Below are 17,497 nucleotides of genomic sequence, written 5' to 3'. Positions count from 1 at the left end.
CTGGCCCCGGAGGTCCTCCGTGGTGAACTTCCACCGGTAGATGTAGTCGGCCACGGCGTCACCGTCGTTGTCGATGTTGATGTAGTACTCCGCGTCCTCAGCGAACGGGTAGAAGTTGGGCCCGCCGTTCGGCTCCTCGAAGGGGATCCAGTTGGCGATCAGCGTGACGTTGTCCGGGTTCTCCGGGCTGGAGAACGCGTAGACGTCGGTGTTGTCCACCGACGGGTCCATCGCGATGAGCGGAGCCTCCCGGTGGCTGGAGGCACTTGCCAGGGTGGGCAGCAGCCCCACGACGGTCGAGCCGGCGAGCAGCCCTCCCGAGGCGAGCATCGCCGTGGCGCGTACGCCACGACTGCGAAGAAGAGGATCACGTTCGAGCACGGGCACCTCGTTTCCCAGCTCCACCCCGGTTGGGTGAAGACGGCCGACACGACGTCGCAGTGAGCCGGCACGGGGAAGGCGCCGGACCTCCGGGGCCAACCCCTGAAGCGGGGACAGCCGGGACGTCGTTCTACTACGGCATTCGCAGTGAGGCTCCTCACGGTTCACCCCGATCGGCGGAACAGTGGCTGTCTCCCGTTCGAGTGCGTGTCGCTCGCCGTTCGTACGTCACACAACACTGTGAATAACCATGTTGTGGTGGACAACCAATCGGAAATCCTGGGTGACCTAGTCGCAGCCACGCGGTTCGAGCTGACGATCATCACGATCCTGGTCGGGAAGGCGAAGTTCCGGTCCAACGCACCCTCGCCACCGCTCTCGTCCTTCGTGCCCGTGATCCGCAGCCGCCTGACGCGATTCCGCTTCTGTTACGGCCCACACACACGTGGGTCGATAGGCGAGCGAGATCCGGCCCTGGTGATGAGCGCGCTTCTGACGGCTCGCAACAGTCGTCGGTCGACGCGTGACGCCGAGCGCGGGGAGAAGTACAGCACCGACCCGGCAACGCGCTCCGGTCGGCAGCGGATCAGGGGCGGACTACGGCGGACGCTACAGCCCTGGCGGGTCGGAGTGCCCGGCGCCGGTGGATCCCCATGAATGTCCGGGGGACGAGCGGTCATGGGCGCTCGGGGCAATGCGCCGCTTCTCGTGGCGGGGTTGGCCGCCAGCACGACCCTGGGCAACCTCGTTGCCTCCGCGCGCCTCGGTCACGCCAGCACCATGATCATGGTGACCGTATACCAACACGTGCACCCCGGCATGGGCCGCCAGGCCGCTCACCGCTTCGCCACGCTGCTCGAAGGCTGGACTTGAGGCCGAAGTATCACGCCGGTATCACGAGGCCCCTGCGGGCTTCAGAAGAAAGCACCGGCTCCTGACCTGCAGGAACCCGGCGCAATGCGGTGTCCGAGGAGCGACACGCTACATTCGCACACGGCTCCGCGGCGGCCGGTGAGCTATCGATCGGTGTCCGAGGGGGGACTTGGGCACCGCGAAGTGGGAGCCGCCCCATCAGCGTCGCCCGTAGCGCGGGATGAGCGCGGTGTGTGCGGCTTCGTGGTCACGGACTCCTCGCGGACTGCGGGCCCTCCCACGGGCACGTGGTGATGGGGACCGTGGGAGCCGCCGCGATTCGGGCGCTCGCGGAGAAGGTGGACGCGAACTCGTGCTCTCCGGTCGCGGGCTCGGGTTCAAGGCCGCACCCGGCGCGGAGGTCGACGCCGTGGCCGCCCTCCTCCGGCCGCGGATCTTGTAGGACCGGCCGACCTGCAGGTCCTCGCGCTTGAGCCAGACGTCGGCACCGGTCGCGTCCGACAGCCGGGCGTTGCGCTGCAGCGGCGTCCGCTCGGCCACGCCGGCCAGCCGGCGGGCGGCCGCCTCCACCTCGGCCGAGAACTGCGCGGTGTCCACCCCGGTGAGCACGCGGCCATGCTCCTGCGTGGCGGCGCCGGATGCCGCGCGGATCAGCCGCTGATCCGCTTGTAGACGTCGGGCGGGGCCGCGCCGCCGGTGACGATCGCCGCCGACCACTCGTCGAGCTGCCGGGTGAGCGTGGGCAGCTCGGGGCCGATCGCGATCAGGACCGGCGCGAGTGCGGCCTCGGTCTGCTGCTCGATGCCGTCGCGCAGCCGCCGCCCCTGCTCAGTGAGCGCCCCGTCGGCGACCAGCCCGCGCCGCCTGAGGTCGGCGTCGGCCTCGGCCATCGCCTCCGCCGACCAGCCGCGGGTGCCCGCGTACTCAGTGTGCGCCCAGCCGACCCAGTACTCGGTCATCAGGTTCATCTGCACGCCGGTGAGGTCCGCGGCGACGTTGGCGGCCAGGTGGACGTCCCCCCGGTACTCGCGCAGCATCACCGCGGCGTGCCAGAGCTGGCCGAGGGGGTCCTCCGGCCAGGGCAGCGACACGAGGCCGGCGAAGAGCGGGCGGCCGACCAGGTGCTGCGCGGCGACGTCGGTGCCGCGGCGCAGCGCCGCGACCGCGTCCGTCACGTCGGCGTCCGGGAGCAGTGCGCGCAGCGACTCCACCGCCCCCTGTTCACGTGCGGCGAGCACGTCGTCGCGGGTGGCCGTGCCGCGCGCCTCCTCGTAGAGCCCGGTGATGAGCCCCGGCTCGAAGACACCGAAGGCCGCGACGACCACCGGAGCGGCCGGCTCGCCCATCGGCGCGGCTCGCGCCCAGACGTAGCCGGTGAGGAAGTTCAGCCCCAGGGCGGACAGCCGCTCGTTGAGCTGCCGGCCCCAGATACTGATGGTCGCGATCGGCTCCGCGGCATCGCGCAGCCTGCGGGCAGGGGTGTCGGGGACCCCGGCAGGAGGCCGTTCGGGGTCAGGGGGAGTGAGGAAGACCTGCTGCGCCTGGGTGAAGTCCACGCCTGGATGGTGCCCTGTCGAGCCGGGCGCGACCATCCGTTCAGCGCCGCGCTCGCCGCCCGGGCGGAGGACCTGTCGGCGGTCTCGGCCGGACGGGTCGTCGACCGGGGCTACCGGCGCCGGGCTCCGGCTCGCCGGCGACCGGCGGGGTCCGGCGACGCGGTCGCACCGGGACACGATCTGGTGGACCGCGCGAACGGCCACGGCGGTGACGCGACCGACCTCGGCGGACCAGCCCCTCGCGGAGCGGCTCGTCGCCGGCCCGGCTGCCGGTCAGGCGATGCGGCGCACGCGATTGACCGACAACCCGCTGTCGTCGAGCAGTTCGGGGATCCGGGCGGCGAAGTCGCGCAGGTGTGGCGCGTCGAGGTGGGCGTCCAGGTCGGTGTCGGACTCCCAGTTCTCGTAGAAGAAGAACCGGTCCGGGTCCTCGATGCCCTGGTGCAGGTCGTAGTTGACGTACCCCTTCTCCCTGCTGGTGGGCTCGACCAGCGCCTCCAGCGCCGCTCGTAGCTCGTCCCGCTTGCCAGGGGCCGCACGCATGTAGGCGATGACGGTGAGCAGGTCGCGCCGATCGTCGGTGGGAGTGGGCACGGGTCACCTCCGAGAGAGCCGGCAGCCGCCAGCGGGACGGGAGGTGGTCGACATTAGGGCCGGGACGCCGACGCCGCAGGCCGGGACGGAGCAGCACCGCTGCTGCGGCGGGCCGACGGGTTGCGGGGCTACATTGCGGCCGTGACTGCTGCCGGGAGCGTGGCCGACGGCGTCCCCGCTCACGACGTGGCCCACCGGATGGCCGAGGCGGCGGGCGCCTGGTTGGACGGCCTGGACGCCGAGCAGCGACGGATCGCCGTCGGAGCGGCGCCGGGGGACGACCCCTCGGACGCCGAGCGCCGGCGCTGGTTCTACACCCCCACCAACCACGGCGGCCTGACCTTCCACGCACAGCAGCCGGCCCAGCAGCGGGCGGCGATGCGGCTCGTCGCCACGGGGCTGTCCACGCCCGGCTACGTCACCGTGGCGACGATCATCGGCCTGGAGAACGTGCTCGACCAGGTCGAGGGCTTCGTCACCCGGTTCGACCGGGAGCGGGGCCGCGATCCCGGCCTGTACTACCTGCGCGTCTTCGGCGAACCGGGCGGCAGCGGGATGTGGGGGTGGCGGTTCGGCGGGCACCACGTCTCGCTGAACAACCTGGTCGTGGACGGCGCGCTCGTGTCGACGACGCCGTGCTTCCTCGGCGCCGACCCCGCCACGTCGCCGTTGCTCGGCGGTGCGGTCAACCGGCCGCTGGCCCGCGTCGAGGACCTCGCGCGGGACCTGGTCCGCTCCTTGCCACCGGAGCTCGCGGCCCGTGCCGTGCTGCTGCCGAAGGCGCCTTCGGACCTGGTCACCGCCAACCGCACCGTCGTGTCCCCGGGTGACAGGGTCATCCCGCTCGCCGGCATCTGGCGGGACGAGCCTTTCCCGGACGCCGGCGAGCAGGCCAAGCTGCAGGCCCTGAGCGATGCAATCGACGACGCCGCCGGCTACGAGGACGCCGACCACGCGGCCGTCGAGTACACCGCCGAGCCGCGGGGCCTGCCGGCGTCCGAGCTGGACGCCGAGCAGCGCGGGATGCTGCGAGAACTCCTGGCCACCTACCTCGACCGCGTGCCGCCCGAGGTGTCCCCGGTGCGTCGCTACGACGACGAGGCCGCGCTCGACGCCGTCCACGTCGCCTGGGCTGGCCCGACGACCCCCGGGGAACCGCACTACTACCGCCTGCAAGGACCGCACCTGCTGGTCGAGTGGGACAACACGCAGCGCGGCGCCAACCACGCGCACTCCGTGTGGCGCGATCCCGGCTCCGACTTCGGCCTCGACGTGCTCGGCCGGCACCGCGCGGCCCACCACGGCTGACCCGACCTGCCCGGGGCGCGCCCCGGCTCAGCGATGCGCTCAGCGGCCGCGGCGGGGTTCCGACGAGGCTCCTGGCGACCGTGCGGACCTCGGCCGGCCCGTCGACACTGATGGCCCGACGGCTGCCGAACACGGTGGAGGTGCCATGACCGAGGGGGTGTGGCTGGAGGCGGCGCTGAACGGTCCGTGGACCCGGCAGCGGCAGCCGGGGATCCCGGTGACCCGGGCGGAGATCGTCGAGCAGGCGGTCGCCTGCGCGGACGCCGGAGCGGCGATCGTCCACCTGCACGCCTACGATGAGGGTTCCGGCCGTCCGAGCGAGGCGTATGACCTCTACGCACCGGTCTTCGAGGCGATCCGCAGCCGCTGCGACGTCATCTGCTACCCGACCGTGCCGATGGGCGCACGCCCGTCGCAGGGGCCGGCCGAGGCCCGGGCGCGTTACGAGGTGGTGGAGCGGTTGGGCCGGGCCGGCTTGATCGAGTGGAGCGTCGTGGATCCCGGATCAGTCACGCTGGCGACCTTCGCCGAGTTGCGCGACGGCGAGGACGGCTTCCTCTACGCCAATTCCGCCTCGGACGTGCGGGCCGGGCTGGAGCTGTGCGGCGAGCACGGCCTGGTGCCCAGCTACGCCATCTACGAGCCGGGCTTCCTGCGCACCGGCGCGGCTCTGCGTGCCGCCGTCCCCGGCTCGCCGAGCCCGGTCTACCGGTTCATGTTCTCGACGGCGTTCGCCTTTGGCCTGCCGCCCACCGAGTGGGCACTGGACAGCTACCTGCGCCTGCTCGACGCGTCGGATCCCGGGGCACCCTGGATGATCGCCGGTCTCGGCGTCGAGCTCGACGGGCTCTGGGACGTCGCCATGGCGCGCGGAGGCCACCTGCGGGTCGGGCTGGAGGATGCACCCCCCGGCTGCACCAGGACGAACGCGGAGATGGTCGCCGAGGCCTACCGCGCCGTGCAGCAGGCGGGCCGGCCGCTCGCCACCGCCTCGGAGGTCCGCCGGGCCACGGTCGGCAGCGATCCGCTGCCGTCGGCGCGGACCCGTCGGTGAGCCAGGCGGTCCGCACGGCGTCCCGAGGCCCGGGACCCTCTCGGCGGCTGGGGTCGGCCGTTCCGCCGGCGAGACCCGACTCCCCGGGCTGGTGTGTCTGGTGGACGCCGGGCCGGGAGTGGTAGTCCTGCGCAACGGCGGAAGCGGGGGCGCGTCCCGGCCGTGCGCCCGACCCGGTGTCCTGCGGTGTCGCGGTCGGGGACGTTCGCTCGACTGCCGGCCGGCAGCCGTGAGTGCGGCCACGTCCGGGGCAGCGCGGGGCCTGACGAGAGGGATGCACCGACGATGACGACCATCGCCATGGGCCTGACCGTCCCGGGGAGTCCGGCGACCCTGGAGACCACCGACGTACCCGTGGTGGAGCGGCGACAGCAGCGCAGTGCGGTGAGCGACGCTGATCCCAGTGGCATCGAGGTCCTCGGTGCTCCCGTCCTCTGGTCGCCCCTCGACCGCGACACCGCGCAGTCGGAGGCCGTGGCATGAGCAGGTGGCACGCGCAGCAGTGGACGGTGGTCGAGGCGATCGAGCGCCCGCCAGCTGCGGCAGTCACGGCCCTGGCGGGGTTCGCCACCACCCAGATCGCCGACTGCGGCGGGCCGGTGGGGGTGGTCGGGCCCGGGCTCGGCCGGATCGCCGGGGGAGCGGAGTTCTGCGGCCCCGCGGTCACGGTCTGGACCAAGCCGGGAGACATCCTCTTCATGCTCAAGATGCCCGACGTGACCCAGCCCGGGGACGTGGTCGCCGTCGACGGTGGCGGCAGGGCGGACGCCGCCGTCCTCGGCGACATCATCGCGGGAGCCCTCGCCAGGAAAGGCGTCGTGGGCGTCGTCGTCGACGGGGCGGTGCGCGACGTCGAGGGGATCGACGAGGTTGGCCTCCCGACGTTCGCCCGCAGCACCTATCCCGCCACAGGGTCCAACGAGGGGCCGGGGGCCATCAACGTCCCGGTGCAGGTCGGTGGGGTCGTGGTGCATCCCGGTGACGTGGTCCGCGGGGACGCCAGCGGCGTCGTCGTCGTCCCGCGGGAACACCTCGACACCGTGATCGCCTTGACCCGCACGGTCGAGCAGCGGGAGGTCGCATGGCGGCAGGCCGTGGCGGACGGCGTCAGCATCGCGGCGGCGACCGGGGCGGACGCCATCATCGATGAGCGTGGCAACGCAGCCGCGACTCCACTCCCGTGAGAACGCACCGCGACCACGCTCACCGTCCACCAGCACGGGCACCCGCATGGGAGAAGCTGCCGACCGCTCCGCGGCGCTGCTCGAGGAGTGATCCGAGGCCGACGTACGACACGGGTGTCGCGAGGGCCTCAGGAGCCCCGACAGCAGAACACCCCGTACTCCTGACCCGCAGGAACACCGGGGTGACGCTGTGTCCGAGGGGCGACACGGTACATACGCACACGCCTACGTCGGCCCTTTGCCTGACTATCGGGCGAGGACGGCGAAGGCTGCATCTCCGGCGGCGGCAGCAGGGCGGCCCGCTGGACGGTCTTCTCGTAGCCCTGTCCCGCGGCCTCTTCCCGGCGCCGCTCGTAGGCCGCGAGCGCCGCCGACAGCGGGCGCCTGCCGGTGCGCCCAGCGTCGACCGCCTCGGCCATGAGCGCGGCGTCCGGAAGGCGTCGTGGGGTGCAGCTGTGCTCGGAGCACGGCGTGCGGCTGGACGGCGATCTTCGTGGAGGTGGGAGAGCGGAGCCCAGTCACTTCGGTGCCGACGGTGACCTGCCCGAGCCGCTGTGCGAGCCGGGTGACCTCCTCGGGCGAGAGCCGGCCCAGGCTGGACAGGTAGGCCCACCGGTCCTCGTGCGGCTCCATCGTGGCCAGGTCGAGGAAGACCGTGGCTCCACGGCGGCGGGCGCGGCCCTGCAGTGGAGCGGCGATCAGGTTGCCGAAGCCGCCGACCTGGACGAGTCCTGGGACGGGAAGAGCCGGTCGTAGCTCGTCAGGTCCATCCGCCCGCGCACCGCGATCGCCTCCCGCAGCAGGCCGCTGCCGACCTGACGGGCGGTCGCGGCGGTGACCGGTGCGGTGAAGAACAGCCAGACGTGGGCGCCGAGGCCAGAGCGGGAGACCTCCAGGGCAGCGGGCGCGCCGGCTGCGCGGGCGGCCTCGAGGTAGGCGAGCGCGTCGAGCATGGCGGTGGACCCGTCGCAGTCCGCGGCCGGCCAGTGGTAGCGGTGGCCGTCCAGGAGGGGATACAGGCCAAGCTCCAACTCGCCGGCAAGGTGGGCGGTGACCACTCCATCGGTGAACGGCAGGTACTCCCGGTCCGCGGCCGGGATCCGGGACCCGCAAGGGCGGAGCTGCCGCCCTCTTCGACGAGGGCGGCAGCCGACGGCTCGATCACCGCCGCTCGTGGCGCTGATCCACGGTCCAGGGCGCGGCTGCCGATGCGACGAGGAGTTCGCAGGGTCCGACGAAGCCGTCGTCGCTCTCGAACTGACGCAGAGCCTGTTCGATCTCGTCCCACACGGCGGGGCGGTCGGCGGCGGGTACGCCGGCGAGCATCTGGTGCAGCGCGCCGAAGGACTCCCGTTCGAACCTGACGCACTCGGCCGCCGACGGCAGCCGCAGCGGTGACGGGACGGCCTCGACCCGCATGTCCTCGAACCCGGCGATGCTCAGGACCCCCTCGAGGACACCGGGTGAGCCGAGGCTGAACGGTCCCGGCTGCCCGGGCTGGGGCGGCGGAAGCTGAGCCCGCCGCCGGATGATCGAGACTGGGATGGAGAAGAAGGCGTTCCGTTCCGGCGTGGAGTACACGATCGCCGCGATCCGGCCGCCGGGGCGCAGCGCTCGGCGCATCCCCGCGAGGGCGGCCTGCTGGTCGGGGAAGTAGATGAGCCCGACACGGGAGATCACGGCGTCGAAGGACCCGGCTGGGAGGACGTCGAGCGCCTCGCCGTCGGCTTCGAGGGTCTTCACGTTGGTCAGCCCGGCCTCGGCCGCGGCCTTGGCGGCGTAGGACAGGATCGTGGGGGAGATGTCGGTCGCCAGCACACGACCGCCGGCTCCGGCCCGCCGTGCCGCGGCGAGTGTCTGCCCGCCGCCGCCGGCGGCGACGTCGAGCACCCGGCTGCCGGTGGTGACGTTCGCGGCATCGAGCATCTTCTCCGTTGCGGGGCCGAGCCATGTCTCCAGCGTGGGCCCCCAGCGGTGCCAGGCCTCGGCGGCGTCCTCCCACTGCTGCCGGGTCGTGGTCTTGTACTGGACCGGATCGAAGGTCATGGCGTCCTCCCTGTGTCGGTGGCCTACACCCATGACGGCGCCAGATCCGAGCGGGACGGCGGAAGTTTCGATCTGGCGCTTCGCCAGACCACGGCTCCTTGACCGCCGGGGAGAATCGAGCCCGTGTCCACGCCGCTCGAGGAGCTGGTCGGCAGGGACCGCATGCTTGCGCGGCTGCGCAAGATGGTCGGCCGGGTGGTCGACGGCCACCGGAGCACAGTGCTCGTGGCCGGCGAGGCCGGCATCGGCAAGACCTCTCTCCTCCACGCGGCGGTGGCGATCGCCTCCTCCGGAGGGGCGCGGACGGCCTGGGGCACATGCATCGATGTGGACGGCGCGCCGGGTTATTGGCCCTGGACGCAGGCGCTGGACGGGCTCGTCCGGGCGCTGGGGGTCGACCGTGCCATCCAGGACGCCGCCGAGGACGTGCCGCTGCTGGCGGCGTTCATCCCGTCCTTCCCCGAGGCGCCTGCACCGATCGAATCCGACGAGCGCAGTCGGCTGCTGGCCATGGACGCCACGGCGCGGTTCCTCGAAGCGGTGGCGACGACGCAGCCCCTGGTTCTGGTGGTCGACGACCTGCAGTGGGCGGACGAGTCCTCGCTGGCCCTGTTCGACTTCCTGGCTCGCGCACCCCGGTCGGCCCGTATCGGCCTCGTCGGCGCCTACCGGCACGACGAGCTCTCCCCTGCAGCTGGGCGACGACTCGGAGAGCTGATCCCGCGGAGCGAACACCTCCAGGTCGGAGGTCTCGACATCGACGCGGTCCACCGGCTGGTCGAGCGCGTGGCCGACGAGCCGGTGGATCGGACGACGGTCGAGGCGATCCATCGCCGCGCCGGCGGCCATCCGTTCTTCGTACGGGAGCTGGCTGCACTGGCCCAGGGCCGCGACACCGACAGGCACCTCCCGGCCGCCGTGCGGGACGCGATCAACCGGCGGCTCGGCCAGCTGTCCCCAATGACCGTCACGGTTCTCGAGACGGCAGCCGTGGCCGGTCCCGTGCTCTTGGTCGACGTCCTGGCCACGGCACTCGATCGCTCCCTCCTCGACGTCGAGTCCGCCATCCGCACCGCGGTCGAGGTCGGCGTCGTCGTCCGCCGGAATGACGGACTCCGCTTCCGGCACGACCTGTTGCGGGAGACGCTGCTCGACCGGGTCGACCTGGCTCGCCGGATCACGCTCCACCGCGCGCTGGGGGAGGCCCTCGAGGCACGCCTGCGCCGCGGTGTCCACGTGCCGCCGTCGGACCTGGCCCGGCACTTCATCGCCGCCATCGGTGTGGACGGGCCTGACCGCGCCGTGCGGTGGGCGCTCGAGGCCGCAGCCAGCGAGCGGGTCGCCCTCGCGTTCGAGGAGGCCGCCGGTCACCTGCGACGCCTGCGAGCCGCTGCCGCGGACGCAGCGGTGCCGATCGACAAACGGCAGCTGACCGACGTGCTCCTCGCCGAAGCCGACGCTCTTGCCAGGGCGGGGATGAGCGTCGACGCTCGTGGCCTGCTGCGCCATGCCGAGGACGTCGCCGCCGACGTCGCGGATCCCGAGCGCATCGCGCGGGTGGCGCTGGCCACTGCGCAGCTGGGTGCCAAGTTCGCCGCCCGCCGCGACGAGATCATCCGCCAGCTCGAAGGCGCCCTCGCCGCCGTCTCCGGCCTCGACGAGGTGTGGGAAGCGCGGGTGACCGCCACCTTGGCGCGCGAACTGCAGCACTCCGTCACCGAGGACCGGCCGCGCGCGTGGCCGCTCAGTGAACGGGCCCTCGACCTGGGTCGGCGCACCGAGGACCCCGGCACACTGCTCACGTGCCTGCTGGCTCGTCACGACGTCCTCTGGACTCCCGGCGCTGAGCAGCGACGCGCGGAGATCGCCCGGGAGATCGTGGCCGTGGCGCAGGGCACCGACGACCAGGAGCGCCACGCCGAAGGTCTCATCCTCCTCGCGAACGCGCTGCTGGAGACCGGCTCCCTGGCCTTCGAGGCCGCACTGGACGCCGGCCTGGCCATCCTGGACAGCCTGGGGCAGCCCCGGCACCGCTACCTGGCCCAGACCCGACGCGCCTGCCTCGCCCTCCTGCGCGGAGCCCTCGAGGAGGCCGAGCAGCGACTCGAGGAAGCTGCCGCGCTGGGGGAGCGGATCCGGGAGCCGGACACCGGGAACGTCCGCCTGTCCCAGAGGCTGGAGCTGGTCCGCGCCCGAGGAGATCCCGGCGAGCTCCGCGAGTTCGCGAGGGCCGCGGTCGAGCACTGGACCGGGGCGCCGGTGCACGCCCACGCGGTCGCCGCCGGGTTCTCCGCCCGAGCCGGCGAGCTCGACGACGCCCGGCACCACGTCGCCGCGGTGCTGGACCTGGGCACCTGACGGGCGGATCGCTCCTACCTCTGGTCGGTGTACGTGCGAGAGCTCGCCCACGCGGCGGTCGCACTCGGGGATCGTGAGCTGTGCGGCCAGCTCTTTGAGGCGCTGCACCCCCTCGCCGGGTCGTGCGGGGTGAGCGGTGGTCTGGTGGCGTTCGCCGGCAGCCGCGCCCACCCGGCGGGCCTGCTGGCGTCGGCTCTGGGGCGGTCCGAGGCGAGCCGACTGCTCGAGCAGGCCGCAGCGACCTACCGGCACCTGGGGGCCGAGCGCTGGCTCGCCGAGGTCACCGCGATCGCCGAGCGCTCACCTTGGGCCGGCAGCTGCCCCCCTCCGGTCTCCGGCTGGATGCGACGCACGGGACCGGTCTGGCAGATCAGCTTCGCCGGGCGCAGCGCGACGGTCCCGCACAGCAAGGGGCTCGGCGACCTCGCTTGCCTCCTGGCGACCCCCGGAGCCGACGTCCATGTCCTGGACCTGGTCGACTCAGCGGACCGCTCGGCGCCATCCGGCGAGGTCATCGACCGCTCGGCGATCAACGCCTACCGACGGCGCCTCGCCGACCTGCAGGACGACATCGAGGACGCCCGCGGCGCCAACGACCCGGAACGGAGGGCGCGATCGGAGGCGGAACGCCAGGCGCTGGTGCAAGAGCTCGCGCGCGCCACGGGAGCACACGGTCGGCCCCGGCAGTTCGCCAACCACCCGGCTGAGCGGGCCCGGAAGGCGGTAGCCGGCCGGATCAGGGACGCCTTCGACAAGCTGGATCCCCTGCTGCCGGAGTTCGCAGATCACCTCCGGCGGAGTGTCATCACCGGGGCCTACTGCCGCTACCGACCGGAGGCGCGCGGCGCGCACATCACGGTCGAAACCGGCTGACCTGTCCGCCCCACGAGATGTGGGTCAGATGGACTGTCCGACCCGGGCGGCAGTATCCGGGTCGTGGCGCATGGTGCGGTGCGGGTTCGGCTGGACGTGATCGACGTCCAGCCCGGGCTGTGGCTGAGCGCTGCCGGGACCCGCCGGTTCGCGTACAACTGGGCGGTCGCCAAGATCAGGGCCAACGCCAACCAGTGGGCCTCCGAGGCCGGCTACGGCCTCGAGCGTGCCGGCCGGGTCCGGTCGTCGTCGTGCAGCCCGGCCCCGGGCTGAGGAGGTGGGGCGCTTCCCACTTCGCGGTGTCCGAGGGTACTCACGCACGCGGCTGTCACAGGGGAAGGATCGGGTGTGTGGTGCGAGGCCCACAGCCCGTAGCCCTACGCAAGCCGATACGGGGAGGACGTCGGCAGCCATACGGACCTCCCGGTGACCCGGCGGGGAGGAAGGAGTGAGCCCGCTCCCTCCATCGCTCGGGGATCGGTGGCGCTCGTGCAACGGATCAAGGTCGGCGGACGGGTCATCGCCTATCGCGCGCGGGCAGCGGCCCTCCGCTGGTGATGCTGCACGGGGGGTGGAGCGACAGCCGCGAATGGCGGCTCCAGATCGAGGGTCTGTCCCACCAGTTCGACCTCATCGCCTGGGATGCGCCGGGGTGTGGTGGCTCGCACGACCCCAGGGCCGGGATGCGGCTGGCCGACTATGCCGAGGCCGTCTGTGATCTGGTCGGCGCCCTGGACCTCGAGCCAGTCCACCTGTGTGGTCTCTCGTTCGGTGGTGGCCTCGCCATCGCGGTCTACCAGCGACGACCGAAGCACGTCCGGTCCCTGGTGCTGGCTTCGGCTTACGCCGGCTGGAAGGGATCCCTCCCAGCGGCGGAGGTCGACGCTCGCCTGCGGCGGGTGCAAGCCGAGATCCACCTTCCGCCGTCGTCGTGGATCGATGACTACCTGCCCGGCTTCTTCGCCGGACCGGTGGCCCCGCAGGTACTGGAACTGGTGCGGTCGATCATGCTGGAGGTCCGGCCTGCCGGGACGCTCCCGATGCTGACCGCGTTCGCTGAGGCGGACCTGCGGGACGTGTTGCCGACCATCGCCGTGCCGACCTTGCTGCTGTACGGCAGCGAGGACGTGCGATCACCCCGCCCTGTCGCCGAGGCGCTGCACGCCGCCATTCCAGGCTCACGGCTGGTGCTGCTCCCCGGCGTGGGCCACGTGAGCAACCTCGAGGCTCCAGAGGTGTTCAACGCCGAGGTCCGGCGGTTCCTGCGCTCCGTGCCCTGACCCGCCGGTCCGGGGTGCACCGGCTGTGGACATCCTCATGCCTCGCGCCGAGGAACGCGTGCGACGTCACGTCGGTGTCCGACGGGCGACGCGCCACATACGCACACGGCTGGCAGGCGGCGGCCGCTGAGCGCTCGCCATTGCACCCGTACTCGCCGGACCGCCGTTCCCGACGGCGGCGAGCACGAGTTCCTGCCCCATGTGGTCCCCGGAGTTCGGCGTGGCGGGCTCGAACGTGGCGGCCGGCACGGGAGACGCGCGGCACCGCCGCCCACGGGAAGTCAGCAGTACCGTTCGACCACTCGTCGGCCGCGCACCATGGGGGATCTCGATGTCGATCAATGACCCGAACGAACCGTCGCACGGGCGGAGCAACCCGTACCCGCCGCCGACCCCACAGCCGTGGCCGGGACAGGACTTCCAGCGGTACCCGGTCGTCCCGGGAAACGGGGGCCAGTACGGGCACCCTGGACCGTTCGGCAACCACTACGGCAACCCCGCGCCCCTTGCGCCCAGGGGGGTCGTCGCGGCGAAGACGCCGGGCATCGCCGTCCTGTTGAGCTTCCTGTGGTTGGGTGCCGGGCACCTCTACGCGGGGCGGACCGGCGCCGGCGTGGCCTTCATGGTGACCAACTTCCTCCTCGTGCTCTTCTTCCTCTTCATCCCGCTCATCGGGTGGTTGATCGCCCCGGTGATGTGGGTGCCTCTGTTCGTCGTCGCCGCGGTGACAGCGTCAGGGGCGGTCAAGGCACACAACGCTCGCTGGGGGATCACCGGTCTCTAGGGGTGCGTGCCACGCGAATTGCCGGGTCCCGATGACGCCAGGCGTCAGTGCCTGGCGTCACCGGGACGATCGGGGGCCACAACATGTCCTTGTCGGCCGCGATGGGCCAGAAGCGCCGGACCGGTCATCTACCTGGGAGCAGTTGCTGACCTGCTGGGGCGGTCCTCGAAGCCGGACCCGACGTGGTGCACCAGCTCACCGCCCTGTCGGCATCAGCCCACGACTATGGCCCAGGGCTCTCGGAGACGAACCAGCTCCGGGGCGACGTGACCGGCGTCCTGGTCGAGGCGGCACGGGATGCGGGCGCTCACCGGGTGGGGGCCTGGATGTACTGACCGGGGAGATTGGTCGAGCCGCTGGTGGGCGGGTGTCCCCGGTTGCGTCGGTCGCGATCCGGACGGTGACGGTCAGTGACATGCCGCGGCCATTAGCCGATCTGTCGCGTGCTCACCGAGCACGGGCTCAAGATCGCCCCGAGCACCTACTACGAGCGCGTCACCTGCCCGGTCTCGGCCGCGGAGTTGGCCGACGCCTACGCCGTGAACACCCTGGTCGACCTCTACCGGGCCAACCGCGGGCTCTACGGCGTGCGCAAGCTCTGGCACGCCGCCCGCCGCGCCGGGCATCCGTGGGGCCGTGACCAGGTCGGCCGGCTGATGGGCATGGCCGGCATCGACGGCGTCCGCCGCGGCCGGCGGTCGACGAGGACCACGACGCGGGATCAGTCCGCGCCGCGGCACCCGGACCTGATTGACCGGTCCTGGGCGACCCCCTCTCGGCCGGACCAGTGGTGGGTCGCCGATTTCACCTACGTGTGGACCCTGGCCGGGTTCGTCTACGTCTCCTTCATCACCGACGTCTACTCCCGCCGCATCCTGGGCTGGCGGGTGTCGACGTTAAAGACGACGCCGCTGGTGACCAGCGCGCTGGAGCAGGCGCTGTTCACCCGACGCCGGGGCAACGCCGCCTTCACCGCCACCGGCCTGATTCATCACTCCGATGCCGGGTCAATACACGTCTCTGGCGTTCACCGAGGCCCTGGTCGACGCCGGCATCGCCGGCTCCATCGGCTCGGTCGGCGACGCCCTGGACAACGCGCTGATGGAGTCGACGATCGGCCTCTACAAGACCGAACTCATCGACCGACAGCGGTGCTGGACCGGACGCAACGAGGTCGAGCGAGAGACCGCCGCCTGGGTCCACTGGTTCAACACCGAACGCCTGCACTCGGCGATCGACTACCGACCACCCGTCGAGTTCGAGAACAACCACCGTGACACCACCGCCACCGCGAACCTCGCCGTGGCCTGAACCAAGCGTCCGTCAGATCCAGGACGATTCACCCAGCGGTTCCTGCAGGACCTCACCGGCGGGCGCGGCACCGACCTGGTCGCGGAGGCCAGCGGCCGGCCGGAGGTGATGGCGTCGGCACTAGAGATGGTGGCCTCCAGGGGCGGGTGGCCTACATCAGCATCGACATGGGCCCGGAGGCACCCGCCAAACTGGGCTGATCGAGTCCAAGGAGCTGCGCATCACCGGCACGATCGGGCCAACGGGCGTCCGGCCGGAGACGTTGCGCTTCCTCGCTGGGCCGGGCATCGACCTCACCCCGCTGGTCACCCAGCAGTTCGTCGTCGACGACGCGCTGGCGGCGCTGAACATCGCGCACCACCCGACGCCGACCACGGTCAAGGCGCACATCGCATTCACCGCGACGCGCTGAGACGGGAGAGGGGGCGCCGCGGTCAGCGGCGCCCCCTCTCCCGTCGCCGGCTCAGGGAATGATCCGCGCCGCGCGGTAGCGCTCGACGTAGCGGAAGAAGCTGTCCCGGGTGTCCCGGGTCTCGGTGAAGCCGGCCTTGCGGCTCTTGTTCATGTCGGTGAGCACCTCGATGTCGCGACCCAGGTCGCTGTCGGTGTGCCACCAGGAGGCGATCCGGTTGATGTCGGACTCGACCAGACCGTGCTCTGCGGCGATCTCCGGCCACACGGTGGCGGCGTCGGCCATGCTCTCGGTCAGTGGGCGTGGGGCTCCCTCGAAACCCTCCCACGCCACGCCGAAGTGCGCGGCGACCTGCGGCCAGAGCCACCGCCACCGAAACACGTCGCCGTTCGCGGTGTTGAACGCCTGGTCGTGCCCACCCTCGTTCGTCGCCGCCCAGATGATCTGGTCGGCGAGCAGGTCGGCGTCGGTGACGTCGGTGAGGCTGTTCCACTGCGTGCTCGAACCCGGGAAGACGAACGGCCGGCCGAGCTGCTTGCAGATCGTGGCGTAGGCCGAGAGGGTCAGGACCATGTTCATGGCGTTGCCCACCGCGAAGCCGAAGACGGTGTGCGAGCGGTGGACGCTCCAGGTGAAGCCCGCGCGGGCCGCAGCCGCGAAGAGCTCGTCCTCCTGGGCGTAGTAGAAGTTCGGTGCATCCAGCCGCGGCTCGTCCTCGTGGAACGGGGTGTCGGCCATGACGCCCTGGGCGTAGGCCTCGAACGGGCCGAGGTAGTGCTTCAGCCCGGTCATCAGCGCCGCGTGCCGGAGCGATCCCGCCGGCTCGAGTGCCTTCAGTACGTTGCGCACTGCGGCGCCGTTGACCGCGATGTTCTCTGCTTCGGTTGCCTGCCGGGTCCAAGCCGTGATCGCAACGAGTTCGGGGGCGATGCCGTCAAGCGCGCTGGCCAGCCCGGCAGGATCGGCCAAGTCGGCCTGGACGGGCGAACGCCGTTACCGGGCGCGCGTCCGCTGCGCGAGAGGCCGTACACCTGCCAACCTTCGGCAACGAGCCGTGCTCCCAGGTTCTGCCCCACGATGCCAGTGGCGCCCACCAGGAGAGCGCGCCGCCCTCCGCCTGCTGATGCGGCCATTTCTTGTCCTCCACGGTGCTCGACAATGATGTGTCCCGAGAGCTGTCGGCGCAGCCCGGTGGGCCGCCATCAACGCCGGGGCCGCTCTAAACTATTGAAAAGCCATAATTGTCATAACAGACGTCCGCGTTCAGTGGAAATGTTACTTACCCGTTGTGACGTAGGCTCGTTGTTCAGTAGCGCGCTCGCCAGGGTAATGAGCCTTGCCCAGTAGCGGGCGGCTGGCAGGTCGGACAGGACACGCCGACGAACGCGAGGTGACGGGAGGAAGCGCAGGACCTCGGTAGGAGGGACGTCTTCTCACGGATCGTCTTCCCCATCCGAGGTCGTGGGCGTGTCCGATCCTGTCA

17 protein-coding genes and 2 pseudogenes are annotated in these 17,497 nt (G+C 71.8%); 12 read left to right on the top strand and 7 right to left on the bottom strand.

The window, feature by feature from the left end:
- A partial coding sequence (locus CNO22_RS18295; protein ID WP_157937004.1) for a DUF4331 family protein occupies positions 1 to 330 on the bottom strand: 330 nt, incomplete at its 3' end.
- Positions 331 to 1,059: 729 nt separating this feature from the next.
- Here CNO22_RS18295 and CNO22_RS18290 point away from each other — a divergent pair.
- The gene (locus CNO22_RS18290; RefSeq protein ID WP_100500716.1) at positions 1,060 to 1,254 is read left to right on the top strand and encodes a hypothetical protein; all 195 of its coding nucleotides are present in this window, start codon (positions 1,060 to 1,062) and stop codon (positions 1,252 to 1,254) included.
- 198 nt (positions 1,255 to 1,452) lie between these two features.
- Here the strand turns inward: CNO22_RS18290 and CNO22_RS29190 are convergent, their stop codons facing one another.
- The 3 genes from CNO22_RS29190 to CNO22_RS18275 all read right to left on the bottom strand — a co-directional run bounded on the left by CNO22_RS29190 (position 1,453) and on the right by CNO22_RS18275 (position 3,404).
- Complete coding sequence (locus tag CNO22_RS29190; RefSeq protein ID WP_232807148.1) at positions 1,453 to 1,863, bottom strand: hypothetical protein; 411 nt, start codon at positions 1,861 to 1,863, stop codon at positions 1,453 to 1,455.
- A gap of 41 nt (positions 1,864 to 1,904) precedes the next feature.
- On the bottom strand, positions 1,905 to 2,810 hold the full coding sequence (locus CNO22_RS18280; RefSeq protein ID WP_100500715.1) for an SCO6745 family protein: 906 nt from the start codon (positions 2,808 to 2,810) through the stop codon (positions 1,905 to 1,907).
- A gap of 273 nt (positions 2,811 to 3,083) precedes the next feature.
- On the bottom strand, positions 3,084 to 3,404 hold the full coding sequence (locus CNO22_RS18275; protein WP_100500714.1) for a putative quinol monooxygenase: 321 nt from the start codon (positions 3,402 to 3,404) through the stop codon (positions 3,084 to 3,086).
- Between the two features lie 141 nt (positions 3,405 to 3,545).
- Here CNO22_RS18275 and CNO22_RS18270 point away from each other — a divergent pair, with 141 nt between their 5' ends.
- The 4 genes from CNO22_RS18270 to CNO22_RS18255 all read left to right on the top strand — a co-directional run bounded on the left by CNO22_RS18270 (position 3,546) and on the right by CNO22_RS18255 (position 6,950).
- The gene (locus CNO22_RS18270) at positions 3,546 to 4,712 is read left to right on the top strand and encodes a DUF3500 domain-containing protein (protein WP_198588425.1); all 1,167 of its coding nucleotides are present in this window, start codon (positions 3,546 to 3,548) and stop codon (positions 4,710 to 4,712) included.
- A gap of 145 nt (positions 4,713 to 4,857) precedes the next feature.
- The gene (locus CNO22_RS18265; protein WP_100500713.1) at positions 4,858 to 5,766 is read left to right on the top strand and encodes a BKACE family enzyme; all 909 of its coding nucleotides are present in this window, start codon (positions 4,858 to 4,860) and stop codon (positions 5,764 to 5,766) included.
- 285 nt (positions 5,767 to 6,051) lie between these two features.
- Positions 6,052 to 6,249: a hypothetical protein gene (locus tag CNO22_RS18260; protein WP_100500712.1), complete on the top strand. Its 198-nt coding sequence runs from the start codon at positions 6,052 to 6,054 to the stop codon at positions 6,247 to 6,249.
- The gene (locus CNO22_RS18255) at positions 6,246 to 6,950 is read left to right on the top strand and encodes an RraA family protein (protein ID WP_100500711.1); all 705 of its coding nucleotides are present in this window, start codon (positions 6,246 to 6,248) and stop codon (positions 6,948 to 6,950) included. The genes CNO22_RS18260 and CNO22_RS18255 overlap by 4 nt, the downstream gene beginning before the upstream one ends.
- Before the next feature lie 246 nt (positions 6,951 to 7,196).
- Here the strand turns inward: CNO22_RS18255 and CNO22_RS30165 are convergent.
- Together CNO22_RS30165 and CNO22_RS18245 are read right to left on the bottom strand one after the other, a co-directional pair.
- Positions 7,197 to 8,008 (bottom strand): annotated as a pseudogene (locus CNO22_RS30165) (TOTE conflict system archaeo-eukaryotic primase domain-containing protein).
- A gap of 103 nt (positions 8,009 to 8,111) precedes the next feature.
- The gene (locus CNO22_RS18245; protein ID WP_100500710.1) at positions 8,112 to 8,996 is read right to left on the bottom strand and encodes a class I SAM-dependent methyltransferase; all 885 of its coding nucleotides are present in this window, start codon (positions 8,994 to 8,996) and stop codon (positions 8,112 to 8,114) included.
- A gap of 123 nt (positions 8,997 to 9,119) precedes the next feature.
- Here CNO22_RS18245 and CNO22_RS18240 point away from each other — a divergent pair, with 123 nt between their 5' ends.
- The 7 genes and pseudogenes from CNO22_RS18240 to CNO22_RS27820 all read left to right on the top strand — a co-directional run bounded on the left by CNO22_RS18240 (position 9,120) and on the right by CNO22_RS27820 (position 16,014).
- Positions 9,120 to 11,354 carry an ATP-binding protein gene (locus tag CNO22_RS18240; protein ID WP_100500709.1) on the top strand — a complete coding sequence of 745 codons (2,235 nt, stop codon included), beginning with the start codon at positions 9,120 to 9,122 and terminating at the stop codon, positions 11,352 to 11,354.
- A gap of 27 nt (positions 11,355 to 11,381) precedes the next feature.
- Positions 11,382 to 12,227, top strand: a complete 846-nt coding sequence (locus tag CNO22_RS18235) for a hypothetical protein (RefSeq protein ID WP_100500708.1) — start codon at positions 11,382 to 11,384, stop codon at positions 12,225 to 12,227.
- Positions 12,228 to 12,305: 78 nt separating this feature from the next.
- Positions 12,306 to 12,500, top strand: coding sequence for a hypothetical protein (locus tag CNO22_RS18230; protein ID WP_100500707.1), 195 nt, complete (start codon positions 12,306 to 12,308; stop codon positions 12,498 to 12,500).
- 284 nt (positions 12,501 to 12,784) lie between these two features.
- Positions 12,785 to 13,507 (top strand): alpha/beta fold hydrolase, encoded by a 723-nt coding sequence (locus CNO22_RS18225; protein ID WP_100500706.1) that lies wholly within the window; start codon positions 12,785 to 12,787, stop codon positions 13,505 to 13,507.
- 331 nt (positions 13,508 to 13,838) lie between these two features.
- Positions 13,839 to 14,291, top strand: coding sequence for a TM2 domain-containing protein (locus CNO22_RS18220; RefSeq protein ID WP_100500705.1), 453 nt, complete (start codon positions 13,839 to 13,841; stop codon positions 14,289 to 14,291).
- A gap of 431 nt (positions 14,292 to 14,722) precedes the next feature.
- Positions 14,723 to 15,602 (top strand): annotated as a pseudogene (locus CNO22_RS18215) (IS3 family transposase); the annotation flags it as partial.
- Between the two features lie 262 nt (positions 15,603 to 15,864).
- A complete protein-coding gene (locus CNO22_RS27820; RefSeq protein WP_157937002.1) occupies positions 15,865 to 16,014 on the top strand; it encodes a hypothetical protein in 150 nt (49 codons plus the stop codon).
- 51 nt (positions 16,015 to 16,065) lie between these two features.
- On the opposite strand, the gene CNO22_RS18210 is transcribed toward CNO22_RS27820, so the two are convergent.
- Entirely contained in the window at positions 16,066 to 16,983 is a 918-nt protein-coding gene (locus CNO22_RS18210; protein WP_232807147.1) for an SDR family oxidoreductase, read from the bottom strand.
- Positions 16,984 to 17,497: the final 514 nt, after the last annotated feature.

This window comes from Geodermatophilus chilensis (assembly GCF_002802985.1).
GTDB classification, from domain to species: domain Bacteria; phylum Actinomycetota; class Actinomycetes; order Mycobacteriales; family Geodermatophilaceae; genus Geodermatophilus; species Geodermatophilus chilensis.
The sequence above is the reverse complement of the archived record's forward strand: the minus strand, read 5'-3'. Positions and strand labels throughout refer to the sequence as shown.

Excerpts from the sequence above, each read along its gene's own strand:
- CNO22_RS18290 (WP_100500716.1), top strand. The coding sequence starts at position 1,060 with ATGGGCGCTCGGGGCAATGCGCCGCTTCTCGTGGCGGGGTTGGCCGCC.
- CNO22_RS18265 (WP_100500713.1), top strand. The coding sequence starts at position 4,858 with ATGACCGAGGGGGTGTGGCTGGAGGCGGCGCTGAACGGTCCGTGGACC.
- CNO22_RS18260 (WP_100500712.1), top strand. The coding sequence starts at position 6,052 with ATGACGACCATCGCCATGGGCCTGACCGTCCCGGGGAGTCCGGCGACC.
- CNO22_RS18255 (WP_100500711.1), top strand. The coding sequence starts at position 6,246 with ATGAGCAGGTGGCACGCGCAGCAGTGGACGGTGGTCGAGGCGATCGAG.
- CNO22_RS18245 (WP_100500710.1), bottom strand. The coding sequence starts at position 8,996 with ATGACCTTCGATCCGGTCCAGTACAAGACCACGACCCGGCAGCAGTGG.
- CNO22_RS18225 (WP_100500706.1), top strand. The coding sequence starts at position 12,785 with ATGCTGCACGGGGGGTGGAGCGACAGCCGCGAATGGCGGCTCCAGATC.
- CNO22_RS18220 (WP_100500705.1), top strand. The coding sequence starts at position 13,839 with ATGTCGATCAATGACCCGAACGAACCGTCGCACGGGCGGAGCAACCCG.